The sequence below is a fragment of the Mesorhizobium sp. M0659 genome (assembly GCF_040320605.1).
Lineage (GTDB): Bacteria > Pseudomonadota > Alphaproteobacteria > Rhizobiales > Rhizobiaceae > Mesorhizobium.
This window is the reverse complement of record NZ_JAMYPY010000026.1, coordinates 47,697-60,732: the sequence shown is the minus strand read 5'-3', so window position 1 is coordinate 60,732 and position 13,036 is coordinate 47,697. Positions and strand designations below refer to the sequence as shown.

At 58.6% G+C, this 13,036-nt stretch carries 5 protein-coding genes and 1 pseudogene; 1 reads left to right on the top strand and 5 read right to left on the bottom strand.

Annotated features, from left to right (window positions below; translation table 11 throughout):
• From NKI31_RS27910 to NKI31_RS27890, 5 genes and pseudogenes are all read right to left on the bottom strand, one after another.
• Positions 1-120, bottom strand: a pseudogene (locus NKI31_RS27910) (IS256 family transposase); the annotation flags it as partial.
• 193 nt (positions 121-313) lie between these two features.
• Entirely contained in the window at positions 314-550 is a 237-nt protein-coding gene (locus NKI31_RS27905) for a hypothetical protein (RefSeq protein ID WP_352653101.1), read from the bottom strand.
• Between the two features lie 702 nt (positions 551-1,252).
• On the bottom strand, positions 1,253-4,723 hold the full coding sequence (locus NKI31_RS27900) for an AAA family ATPase (protein WP_352522086.1): 3,471 nt from the start codon (positions 4,721-4,723) through the stop codon (positions 1,253-1,255).
• Positions 4,720-5,979 carry a metallophosphoesterase family protein gene (locus NKI31_RS27895; RefSeq protein WP_352653100.1) on the bottom strand — a complete coding sequence of 420 codons (1,260 nt, stop codon included), beginning with the start codon at positions 5,977-5,979 and terminating at the stop codon, positions 4,720-4,722. The genes NKI31_RS27900 and NKI31_RS27895 overlap by 4 nt, the downstream gene beginning before the upstream one ends.
• A gap of 71 nt (positions 5,980-6,050) precedes the next feature.
• Positions 6,051-11,639 carry a DUF3320 domain-containing protein gene (locus NKI31_RS27890; RefSeq protein ID WP_352653099.1) on the bottom strand — a complete coding sequence of 1,863 codons (5,589 nt, stop codon included), beginning with the start codon at positions 11,637-11,639 and terminating at the stop codon, positions 6,051-6,053.
• Positions 11,640-12,175: 536 nt separating this feature from the next.
• Between NKI31_RS27890 and NKI31_RS27885 the strand changes: the two genes are divergently transcribed.
• The gene (locus tag NKI31_RS27885; protein ID WP_352653098.1) at positions 12,176-13,003 is read left to right on the top strand and encodes a thermonuclease family protein; all 828 of its coding nucleotides are present in this window, start codon (positions 12,176-12,178) and stop codon (positions 13,001-13,003) included.
• Positions 13,004-13,036: the final 33 nt, after the last annotated feature.

Genomic DNA, 13,036 nt, shown 5'->3' with positions numbered 1-13,036 from the left:
CATCTCGGCCTCAAGCACCTCCTGCATCACCGCACGGAGCACTTCGTGCAATCCATCCGGGTTCGAAAGCAGAATGTCTTTGACGGCAGCGCTGGTCGATTTACCTTCTGTCTTGGTCATGGTGGCGTTCCTTCCAGGGAATCGGTGACGTTGAACATCACCAGCCTGCCATGACCGCCCCCTCTCAGCGAATTTGCAGAACTCTCAGCACACTACCATATCCCCACATGAGAGATGGGTCGGCACCGAAAGCAGCAATGCGGATCCATCGACCCTGAGCTTTAGCCTCCGACGTTCGGCGCTTGCTTGCCAATCAACCAGCGCCGTCGGGCCAGCGGATCTCGTTTCCTTCGGTTCCAATGGGCCAGGCCAGGCCAAAGCCGTTGACAAACGGCAGACTTAGATCGTTCTTGCTCGTCACCTTCGCACCGACGAGAATTACCTGTCGGCCAGTCCACCGCTGATGCTGGCGGTAGTCGAGCAACTGGCCGATCACGGCGCGAATCGCGAAGCGCATCGTAGCCGCATCACCAGGCTTGATCTCGACCATCACTTCCGGATTGCGTCAACCGCAACCGAAGGTCGTCGCGAAAACAAGCGGGAAGATCTGTCATGCTGAGGATGGACATTGATCTCGTACTTCCGCACATACCGTTTGTAGACGTCGGACGCTGCCGCTCCAGCCGGTCGGCCACGACTTCGATCATGAACGGGCGATGCCCCGACGGGAGCGACTGGCTCGCCTTCGATATGCCTTTACTCTCTTGACGAATGCTCTGGCGGATCGATCTGTCGTATCGTTCGCACCACCAGCTTGCCTGGCCACTCCACCCTTTGACACGGTGCCTATCCCTCCGGGGCAGCACGAATGCATTTTCGGCGAGCGTCCTAGCCCTGAACGACCTGATCTTATCCTTGTAGTGCTGGGCGGGTTACGCCCCTTGAACTGAACCCATATTCTGGGCGCACCTGCCGATCCAATTCGCCCTTAATCGTCTCGAACCGCTGTAAACGTACCCGTCATTGGCTGCAACAAAGTTGCATTCTTCGGCGCAATAACCCTGCTTACTCGAAATGCCCCGCCACCGAGAGGCGGGCATCCGCGCTCCGCCGGCGTAGTCGTTCATCCACGCAACATTAAGCAAAATAGGCATTTCTCAGCCTCTAGGGACGTCATGACGGATTCGATCGAAGGTTCCTATGTCAGACGAGTTGGTTAGTTGAACCGTTTTGACGCGAATTCTAATCGAGCCTAATCCAGCTGGTGAATGGTAGATTGTGGCACAACAGCCTTGGCGATTTCACATAGGTGCTTGTGGTGCGTGAGATAGATGACCTGACCTGTGTTCGCCATCTCCCCAAACAATCTGAAAACCTCCTCCGAGCGAATATGGTCGAAGGTTTCCATGATGTCGTCGGCGATGAAGGGAACCGAAGGCCGGAATTGCGCAAACTCGTAATAACCGGCGAGTCTCAGGGCAAGGTACAACTGAAAGCGCGCGCCCTTTGAAAGCGCATCGGTGACCTTGGATTGCCCGTCACCCTGCACCGCGATGAGAACCTCACCACCTTTTACAGGCTGGGTTGTCAGCCCCGAATACTGGCCACGCGTCATTAGCTTGAACGCGTCTGATGCGCGCGCCATCATCCCGGAGCGGTGGCTCTCACGGTAGAGCCGCAAAGCATTTCCGGCCGACATAATGCCAAGCTTCAGTTCGATATAACGGGTGGCCTTCTCCTCGATTTCCAACAGGGTCGTGCGCCGTTCGGCATCCAGGCGTGCAACCGCACTATCACCGCCGATGGCGTCCAGCTTGTCGGCCGCGCGCGTCTGCCGGATCAGCTGTTGCTGGATGGTTTCATCGAACTGGCGAAGCCGCTGCTCGCCCTCAGCCTTCTCGACCGCGAGGCTGTCGAAATCGATCGCGTCCAGGATCGAGCGTGCCTGGTCGAATCCATCGACTGCGAGTTCCGCCACTACCCGTTCCTCAAGTTCGGCGACGGTAGTGCGCAAGCCGTCGCGCTCACGCAGCAGCTCGTCGCGTTCGACTACCTCGGACAGAGTGGCTACGCCAAAGACGCCCAGCACTTCATTCTTGCGGCGTTCGTGTGCCGAAATCTCGGTGTCGAGGATTTCGCGCGCCTCCTTGAGGCGCTTCAGCTCGTTGCCCAGGCTTGCCTTCGTTTCACGTGTCCGCTCGGCACGCTCCAGGCGCTCGGCAAGGCGGGTGGCCAACTGCTCCGGCTCGCCATCCTTCGTCGGCTCGTCGGCTTCGACCGCGACGGCGATGACCTCGACCAGAAAATTGGCCCTGTCGGCCTCCATCTTGTCGATACGCAGCTGCAGATCCTCCCGTTCCTGCAGGCTTCTTGACAGTTCGGCCAATTGATCGAGCACAGCGCCAACGCCTGACGCGGACAGACCGCTTTCGAGCCACGTTCCCTTGAGCGCTTCGGTAATGCCGGCCAGCCATTCCTCCTCGCGACGCTCCGCCACCCCTACCGCAACCCGTCGGGCAGCTAGATCCTCTTCTTTGGAACTCACCATTCTGAGCGCCTCGGCATACTCGGCGTCCAGCTTGCGCTGCCGGTCCAGAAACAGCTCCGCGATGGCCATGACTGCTTCGAGGGTGTCGCCGGGCTCTGATACTATGCCGACGCTTTCCAGCGCCGCTCTCATTTCCAAGTGTATCTGCTCGCCGGCGTCAGCGGCTCGCTCGGCTTTCAAGCGAGCAAGTTCGATCTGCTCCCAGGCAGCGAGCGCATCGCTGCGCGCCTCGATCTGATCCTCGATCCTTTCGATCAGGCGCTCAGACGAAGGTTCCAGGGCTTCTCCGAGGAGCTCGCTGGCGGCCACACGGATTTCCAACAATTGGGTATCCGCATCCTTGACGAGCTGTTGGCTTTGGATGCCGTTTCGTGACAGGTTGGCCGTCGCCTCGGCCAGGGCACGCGGCATTGCCCGGATCTCGGCCAGATCCGCCGCGCCGGCCAGCCGGCCTGCGCTGGCAACGTCATCGCGCGTCAGTGCCACGGCGAAATCGTCAGCGGTGTCACCAGTCAACACTGCGCGGTGCCTTGCCCACGCATCATCGCGGAGACGGCGGATGGCGGCAGCCGCTTCATCGTCGACAACGTCAACCGAGGCTCGAAGGGCATCCAATCGTGCGGCGAGCATTGCATGGTGGCCCTCGTATTCGGCGAGGCGTTCGGCAAGTACCGCGGTGTTCCTTGCCAGTACTGACGCTACTGTCTTCCAGGCGGCAATCTGCCCGGCGCTCGGAACCGCAACGTTGGCGAGAGCGAGGGCATCTCCGTTCCATGGACGCAAGCGAGCCAGCGATGCCTTCCATCGGATTGTTCCCGCATCTCCCGCCTCGCGAGCCGTCTTGATCTCTGCCTTGTGTCCGCTTGCTCGCGCTTTCGACAAAGCCGAGCCCAGCCTTGCCCTGACGGGTTCGGGCACCGCCCTTTCCTCGCCGACCCGCTGCCTTGCCACCTGCAACGCATCGAGTGCTGCCGCCGCCTCGTCGCGGGCGGCGCGCGCGCCCGTAGCAATACCGGACCTCTGCTCGACCATAGCGCGAACGACGCCAACTGTGACGGCAGTCAGAAGCAGTGCGGCAGGATCCGGCTCGGAAGACCGGCCCAACGCGGCAAGGCAGCTTGCCACGGTGTTGTTGAGGATTTGCAGCCCCATCCTGCGAGTGGGCAAGTCAAAGCCAGCCGCGGTATGGCGCACCTTGCCCTCCGCCAGGCTGCGAATGCGTTCGGAAATCGACAGGATCCGTTCGTCCTCGTCGACCGCAGTGACTTTTGCCGACAGCCGCTCGACCTCATCGATGTTTGCGGACAGTCGCGTTCTGAGGCTGGCATCGTCATCGATCAGTTCGGTGACACTTCCCGTCCATGTCCGGGCTGGGGAGGTGATGTCCGGCAGCTGATCCAGCCGGGCAATCTTGCGGCGCATATCCGCCAGCATCGGCGCAGCACGTACGCAACGAGCAATGGTATCCAGCCTGGCCACCAGCACCGCCCGATCGCTGATGGTTCGGCCGTACTGCTGCGATGCATCGAGACGTTCGGCCTCCAGCCCCTCATAGGTCGATGCAAGTGTGTCGATAGCATCCCTGCGCGACTTCACGTCAACAAGGCGCTTCTTCAGCAGCGCCAGTTCGGTGCCATGCGCCTGCTTCCGATACAGCGCGTCTGCTTCGGCCTCGAGGGCGTTCAACGTATCGCTTGCGTTCCCAAGACCGGCGCTGGCCGTGAAGAGGAGCTTGCCGAGGTCGCCCCGCGACTCCAGGATCGATTTTCCGCCGGCTTCCAGCGTTTCGTCATCGAGTGAAAACATGGTCGTGTAAGCGTCACGCGACAGTCCGGCGAGATGCGCCGTGATCGCCACCTCGATCACCGATTGGCCCGTCGCGTTCAATAGCGAATTAGTACGCTGTTTCGTACGCGTGAACGTGTGCTCGGAGCCGGCCAGTTCCAGCACCCCACCGATGCGCATGGCGCTGTACTCATGCAGGAAGTTGTAGCGGCTCCGTTCCTCGATGCCGAACAGCAAATCTAGATAGGCGGAAAGCGCTGTCGATTTGCCGGCCTCATTCAGGCCAAACACGATATGCAGATCAGGTCCGGATTCCGGTTTGGGTCCGAAGTCGATCGTACCATCGGTGAACTTTCCATAGCGAATGAGGTCAAGGCGCTGCAGCCTCATGACGATCCACCGGACTTAAGGCGGGAAGTCACCAAGTCTGCGCCCTTGGAAAGCACCTGATCGAGGAACCGTTCCAGCCCGGCTTCGTCCTTCCCAGCAAAATCCCGTCCGTCGGCCGGAAGGTCGGCGACCATCCTTTGGACGAACGCCCTCGCCTCGGCGCGGAAGGCATCCGAGGTGGCATCGGCGCGCATGGATTGCTCGAGTTCGAAAATCGGATCAGCAGTATCCTCGGCCGTCTCCGCCCGAGGTGGCGCGAGGTCAAGCTCGAGCTTCTCCACCCACGTATGGCCCAGTTGTTCCGCAGCCTGTTCGGCTTCGGCAAGAAGGAGGTCCTTGTCGCGGATCAGCGCCCACATCAGTGGTGATGTTCCTGTTAGGCCAACGCGGGCCACAGCATGACGCGAGCGGACGGTGGCCCGCATCTCTTCGAGTGCGTAGCGAACACGCGCGTCGGCTTCCGGCCACTCAACTGCTCCGGTAAGGTCGACGCTGACCCGCTCGAACTGCGCAACGCTGGTCAGCCTTTCCTCGACCTCCACCGAACGGTCGTCGCGCACCGTTACTAGGGAAACTGATTTCTCACTGGCCTCGTTAATGTCCCTCCCCTGCGGTATTCCCGGCATCACCACCGTGCTTGCGCCGGAATGGACTTGGCGAAGATGAATGTGGCCAAGCCCCCAATAGTCGAAACCGTGGGCGTGCAGGTCAGCGATGCTGCAGGGCGCGTAAACGTCGTGACCGGGCGATCCGGCCAGACTGGTATGCATGATGCCAATATTGACGGCTCCTTCGCGAGCAGCCGGATATTTGGGCAGCAGGCTGTCCGGCGCCTTAGGGTTCGCAAAGCTCAAACCATGGAAAACGACGTCCACACCGCCGGCTGTCTGCAATACCGACTGAGCACGACCGCCAAAAATGGTCACGGTGTCAGGAAACACCAGCTGTTTGGAAATCCGCGACAGGGCGTCATGATTGCCGCGGATCTTGAAAACCCTGATGCCGGCCTGGTGCAGGCGTGTCATCTGCGCTGCCAGGAACCGCGCCGTCTTCATCGAGGTTTGATCACCATCGTATAAGTCGCCGGCTATTACCAACGCATCCACGCGTTCCTCTAGGCAGAGATCCACTATCGAAACGAATGCCTGGCGGCTGGCGTCGCCCACGAGCCCGGCAAGATCGGGATTACGCATCGCGAGCGAACGCAGCGGCGAGTCGAGATGAATATCGGCCGTGTGTACGAATCGAAATGCCATTCGGCCTCCGCCAGCAAAAGAGGTGTTCCGAGCTTCAACAGAGATTGCAACGAGGGCTCTACAATGCCCGGTCACACTTCAGCTAATGCCTCGCTCGCGGACTCGCCGGCCACCAACAAACCGTCTTGGGGCCGCAGCAAGCCCTTGGCAATCAAATCGGCGACCCCAGCTGAAATCAACTGCCGCAATTGTGCACTTGTGGCTTTGAAGCCCAGCATTCTCGCAACGGTTATTGCGATTTCTTCCTCCGTCGCACCGAGGTTGGATTTCACGACTTCCATGGCGCCTTGGGCGACTTCGTCCTGCGCAATCATTTCGGGCTTGCGCAATCCAGCGGACACGACGCCGCTGCGATCCCTGAGACGAACAGGAGCACCTGGCTTGAAGCAGAAGCTGCCTCGACGGACTACTGCACCACCTCTCTGCGCTATGCCTACCCCTCGCTCGATTGCATCCTGAATCCTGCCACCGGCCCGCTGCAGACCCCACGCGCCCCGAATACGCGAAACTATTTCGTCGACATGGATTGGTGTTTCTATAGCCACCACCTGCTCGACCAGTCCGGCCATGATTCCGCTGGGCGTCTCGTGGAGTTCGAACGATCCCGGTCGGTTTAGTTCGGCCTCTTCGTAGGCTCGATTGGGTATCTCGGATCCCTTTGTGCTTTCGAGACCGATTTCCGTCACGTTGCCTCTGTCGACCGTAACAACCTGCACGGCTACAGCACGATTTCTCTGGACCCCCAATTCGGCCCGCTCATCGAGCTCTTTTCTCGCAGCCTCAATCGCTAATATGGTTCGCTCCAGCTGCTCGCGTGGCCTCTGAAACCAGTCAGCGTTCCAGATGCGATGGATTATCCAACCATGGTCTTCCAGAAGAGACTGCCGTAGCCGGTCTCGATCTCGGGCCGAGCGCGATGAATGATATTCTGCGCCATCACATTCGATGCCAAGAATATAGCGGCCTGGCCTCTCCGGATCAGCAACCGCGAGATCGATGAAGAAGCCTGCAATGCCAACCTGAGCATGAACCTGGTAACCCTTTCCGATCAGCGCGTTGGCTACCTGCTCTTCAAAGATTGAATCCATTTCGCGAACCGTGGACTGGGCAAGCGAAATTCGCCCTGTTCTCGCGTAGTGCAAGAAGAGCTTGAAGGCGAAGATGCCTTTCCCTTTGCCACGCTCCAGGTCGATGTCCTCGTCTGTGATGGACGCGAATACTTCGCAGCTGCGCTTGGCGCGGCTTATGAGGACGTTGAGCCGACGCTCGCCGCCTTCCGCACCAAGAGGGCCGAAACGCATGGCCATGTACCCCTGCGCATTCTTGGCATACCCCACTGAGATCATGATCACGTCGCGCTCATCGCCTTGAACATTTTCAAGGCTCTTGACGAAGAACGGCTCGCTGGGGTGCGCGTGAAAGAACTCCTCCGTATCGGGATTTAGTCGCCGCAGCCCTTCGAGTTCATCCTGGATCGCGCGGCGTTGGCTAACCGAAAATGTTGCAACGCCTAGAGTCTCTCGCGGGTTCACCTTCGCATGACGGATGATCGCTTCGGCTACTGCTCTCGCCTCTACCGGATTGGTTCCTGTGCCACCGGAATCGAAGACCCCCTCTGGCACATGATGAAACCGCAACCCCATGCCTGCCTCTTGAGTATAGGGGCTTGGCACGATGAAAAGCCGGTTCTCGTAGAACTGGCTGTTCGATACGGCGATCAGAGATTGGTGACGGCTACGGTAGTGCCAGCGGAGCATACGCTGCGGCAAGCCGCGGGCCGTGAACAGGCCGAGGATGCTTTCTATGTCGGCGACCTGCGCGCCCTCACCCTCGTCATCTTCAGACTGCGAGCCTGTCACCTTCGCGAAGAATGTCGTGGGTGGCAGTTGGCGTTCGTCGCCAACAACGACCACCTGATTGGCCCTGGCGATCGAGCCAAGCGCGTCCACAGGCTGTATCTGAGACGCCTCGTCCATCACAAGAAGATCGAAGGACATCCTGCCGGGCGACAGGAATTGGGCCACCGAAAGCGGGCTCATCATGAACACTGGCTTGAGTGCCTGGATGGCAGGCCCTGCCTTCTGCATCAACTGCCGGATAGGCATGTGGCCCCGTCTGCGCGCCATCTCAGAACGAAGCAGTCCGACTGGTCCAGCTCCGCCGTCTCTTGAAGGAATTTTTCGGTGATGAGCCGTCACAACTTCGATGGCACCGGACTTGATCCTCTGTCGGTCCAGATCGGCGAAGTCACGTACAGCCCTGGAATGCAGTTCCCCGTCGAACCTTGCCAGCTCCGGCTCATCGGTCGCCATCGCTAGAAACATGCGTTCGTAGTAGGCCATATCGAAGACTGATCGCGCCGATCCTGTTGTAATCTGGCCGTCGGCCAGGCCGTCTATCAACTGTCCCAGTCCAGCCTTTCGGGCTGTTTCGGATCGCTCTCCATAGGCAACCCATTTCGAGAGCTGTTCCTGATGATCGAGCCACCCCTCCAGTCGAGAAACAACCTCGACTATCGCGACGTCTGGAAAATCGTCTACTCCAAACAAGGAGGGAGCATCGGCTTTCAAATCCCCTGCAAGCGCCTTCAATTCCCGCGCTGCCGCTTGGGCCGCTTCACGCGCTGAACGCGCCAAGTTTGCGATCTCTTTTCTTTCAGGCAACCGCGCAGCCAAATGCCGGATTGAGCCATTTTCTCTCAGCCAAAGTTCGGCTTGCGCGAGCGCGGCCCAATCGGATCCTCGACCGAGCCACGACGAGCCGAATGCGAACTTGCCAAGGCTTTCCCCGTCCTCGATCTCTTGATCAAGCGCTTGTAGTCTGCCTAGTCGGCGCAGTATCTCCACCCGCTCACTGATCAGATCTGGAACGTCAGTCAGCACCTGTCGTGACGCGTCATCGGCTTGAGATACAGTCTTTGCCTTCGCTTCCATCAGTTGCAGCGAGGCCCGCTCGGCGGAAGCCACGTCACCTTGCATGGATGACGCAAGGTGGCCTAAATCGTTCCAAAACCCCTCGATAATCGGCTGACCGATGTCGATCACCTTACGAACTCGCACCGCACGCGCGCCCGCTTCAGAGCGCTCCGCCATCCGCCCGGCTATAATTCGCGGTTCCGAGCCAAGTCCCCTCAGCGTGCGCATCCACTCCACTAAGGCCTGGAGTGGTGCCGAAGACGATCTCTCACCGCGCCAATCGGCTCCGAAGGCGGAACGGCCAAAGGCGTCGCCTTCGCGCACTTTTGCTGCGGCCGCTTGGCCCTTCATTAGAATGTCGAGGAGACCCACTATCTCCGCCGCAGGCGCGCTAGGGGCCAGCAAAATAGCCCGCACAAGTGCAGTGGCACGACGGTAGTCGCCATTCAATGCTTTCAATATTCCCGTGTGCTCGGCGAGCGCTTGCCGCGCCGCGGCTACGTTGGTACTCCACGCGGCATCAACAACTTTGCCCTGAAGCTCGGCTCTAGCAGTCTCTAGCGTTGCTACGCTGTCGGCAAGGTCACCAGCCTGTTCCAGCCCGGAGTCCCAAACTGTGGCTGCGAATGCCTCAGGGCTCGCATCGGGGGCTGCCGCAACTCTCTCGCCGGTCATCACTAACCTGAGGAGTCCTGCAAGCGTGTCCGGTAAAACCGTAGACCCCAGTTCTTGATTTAGCCGCTCAGCTTCTTCTCTTAAGCGTGGGAGCAACACGGTTAGCTGGCGCGCACGAACGAAACCATCTTTCGGAAAGTCTGAAGGAAGCTTAGCAAGCTCTGTCTCGAGACCTTCAATTGGCGTGTCGATAGCCGTCGCCACCAACTGCTCCGACAGTTCCTCGGATTTGCGGTTGAAATCTGTTCCTGTCCAGAGAAGCGATGCAATGTCCTTTGGACGCTCATCCCAAACCGGCGAGACTAGCGCCTCGGCAGGAAGTCCAGGTGCGGACGCGAGAAGCTCAGCGCGATCTTCTACCTCGCCGCTGTCGCTGAGGATTTGCGGAGGCTTCGCCTCGATCCGCTCAGCAATATCGGCCAGTTTGGCGTGCAGAGCCTTTGCTTGATCCAGCGACGACGCAATGCGTGGGACGAGCCTCTCAATGGTCGTTGGTAGAACGACATCCAGGCCAACTCCCCGCCATGGGTGGTGGATCGGCAAGCCGATCTCGTTGATCCGCTGAGACACGTCATCGAGAAGTTTGCGACGTTGCGAGACACCGTCATTCGTCCAAGCGGTGGCATCCTCAAGTTCAATATCAACTGGCTTTTGCCCGTTCTGCCTTAGTCGGGTTAGCTGGCCAAGAACCTGGTATGGAGTGAGTTCGGACGTTCCAAATGGAACATGCATCCTTGTAGCATGTGCATTGAGTTTATCCCTAGCCTCCAGCAGGCGTTCAGTAAGGGAAGAAGCAAGCTGTCCGCGAGGCGATCCGAGTTGCCAGGTGCGCCGCAACTCATCCAGCATCATGCGCTTGTTTGCCTTGTTGCTATGGAGCTCAAGGCAGGCGTCCCCCACCCCCGCAGTGTCAAGCCGTCGCTTCACGACCTCAAGTGCGGCCATTTTTTCCGCAACGAACAGCACGGTCTTTCCATCGGCAACGGCCGACCCGATAATGTTTGCGATCGTCTGCGATTTTCCTGTCCCGGGAGGACCTTGGATAACGAGGTCGCGACCCTTTCTTGCATCATGGATCGCCAGCGTCTGAGAACTGTCACTGTCGACGATATGCAACATTTCGGCAGGCGCGATATGCGGATCAATCGCAATGTCGTCCGACATCAGCGGTTCGCGTGTTTCGAAACCATCTGAAAGAAGCGAGCGGATCTTCGGTTGTTCGATAATCTTTGCGCCATCCGGCCAGAGATCCGGATCCAGGTCACGGTACATCAAGAACTTAGCGAACGAGAAGAAGCCGAGCACCATATCATCGGCAAGCACCTGCCAACCCTCTTTGGTCGACACTGCTTCGGCAACGGCATCGAGATAGGCCGAGACGTCGAAGTCGTCTCCTACTTCAAAACGCGGCAGGGCGAGCTTGTGAATGCGGTCGAGATAGAGTTCCAAGGAGAGGTTTGCGGTAAGATCTTCCGTACGAGCTCGCAGCCGAAACTTTTCTCCAGCGGCCCCTCGCTCCAGCCGTACCGGGACCAAAATGAGAGGAGCCTGACGGATGTTTTCTTTGTTGCTCGGGTCAATCCACTTCAGCATGCCAAGGGCCAGAAAAAGGATATTGACGCCCTGCTCTTCCTCAAGTGTGCGGGCATCGTGGTAGAGATCAAGGAGCCGGCGCTGCAGCCCCGTTGGGGTCATCCTCGTCTGAAGCTTGGTGTCAGAATGTCGCGCAGATACCCCTCTATCGTCGAATCCTTCGTCCTCAGGCTGAGCAAGAGCAACGGGGGAATAGTCGATTTCCTCGTCTGGAGGGCTGCTTTCAACCTGGCCTGCCTTCGGCCGATCCGGCTTGCCGGCCAGGAAGGTAAAAGCCTTTCCTTCGCTCACCAGCAATCGATAGATCTCAGACGACCTCTCGTCGACAATATCGATCGTCTTCGCGCTCTTTGAAAACCGTGGCACATTCAAAAGTCGGTTGCGAGCAGAAAGGTCGAGCAATTCCATCCTGGCTCGCTCGAGCTTTTCCTTTAAAGGCAGATCGCTTTGGAAGACCGATTTTTCAACTTCCGACACTCACACCCCCCTGATAGGCTGGACACATAGAGCCTAGACAGGGGCTGTCCGCAACATAAAATGCTGGTTTTTCAACCTCGAATGGCAACCACCAACACTTCAATCGTTTAGTATTGTGAGCACTGCGGCTTGGTGGAAAAATTGCGGATGTTTGTTTAATGTTCCGGACACTTCGCATCCCCACCTTGATCTCGAGGTTCCCTTTCGGACAAAATGCCATCATACGTGTGGACGAGGTGTTGGCAGCTCTGGCATCCGCCTCGCCGGCCACGACCAACTGGCGCACAAGCCGACTTCTTTTTGAATCTGCCTCCTAATTTCATTCCAAGAAAACTTGTAGGCTCCAGCGCGGAAAGATGCTCGTGTTTACGGAAAAGGTAACTACAAAGTCGTGACTTCGGGCTGATCTGCGAAGGCACCATGGTGTTCAAAGCGCCGAACTACAAGGCAAACCAGCGCCAGCGAAAAAGGCGCCTATGAATGGTGCAGAGGCACGTTACAAATCATGCAGCTTGCGTTTCGCAAAGGATCGGAAATTGAATAACAATCGCTATTCTCATCGTCGCCGCGCGCGACCAAGGCGCGGCGCGGAACCAATCGTCCGCAGACGTTTCTCTCCAGATGTGCGCTTGCCTCTGATCGTGGTGATCGTGGTGGCCTTGGCTGCTTACGCGACCCACTATTTTACAGGCTCGGGTGACCAGTTACGTGGTCTCGATATAGCAAACTCGGCCGGGTCGAGACGGGGGCCGATTGTAGGCATAGCATCGGTGATTGATGGAGACACGATAGAGATCCACGGGCAGCGCGTCCGCTTCAACGGCATCGATGCACCCGAAAGCCGCCAATACTGCAATGACGCTAGCGCACATCAATACCCCTGCGGGCGCCGGGCGGCCGAAGCATTGGCGAATTTCCTTGCGGCTTCGCAGCCTGTCCAATGCACATTTGTTTCATGGGATCGGTACCGTCGCTTCGTCGGCGATTGTCGGCGCGCGGACGGTGTCAGCGTCGCGTCCTGGATGGTCGAACATGGCCAAGCCTTGGACTGGCCCCGCTATAGCCACGGCGCCTATGCGCAACAGCAAACTAATGCTGAAACCGCAAAGGTTGGAATCTGGATTGGGACGTTTGACAACCCTTGGGATTGGCGCGAACAACATGCCGAAGCTGCGAGCCCAACCAAAAGCCCCTTTGGGCTTGTCAGCCGTCGCCAAGTAGCACAGAGCTACTCATGCCAACCTCGCCGCTTGTGCACGCAGATTTCTTCTTGCGAAGAAGCACGTTGGTATCTCGCCAACTGCTCATGGGGGAGCAAGTTGGATCGAGATAGCGACGGGATTCCGTGCGAACGCGTTTGCTGACCTGGGCTCACGCTTTGAGCCCATCCCCAACCA

Coding starts and splice junctions, on each gene's coding strand:
- NKI31_RS27895 (WP_352653100.1), bottom strand. CDS start 5,979: ATGGCATTTCGATTCGTACACACGGCCGATATTCATCTCGACTCGCCG.
- NKI31_RS27900 (WP_352522086.1), bottom strand. CDS start 4,723: ATGAGGCTGCAGCGCCTTGACCTCATTCGCTATGGAAAGTTCACCGAT.
- NKI31_RS27905 (WP_352653101.1), bottom strand. CDS start 550: ATGGTCGAGATCAAGCCTGGTGATGCGGCTACGATGCGCTTCGCGATT.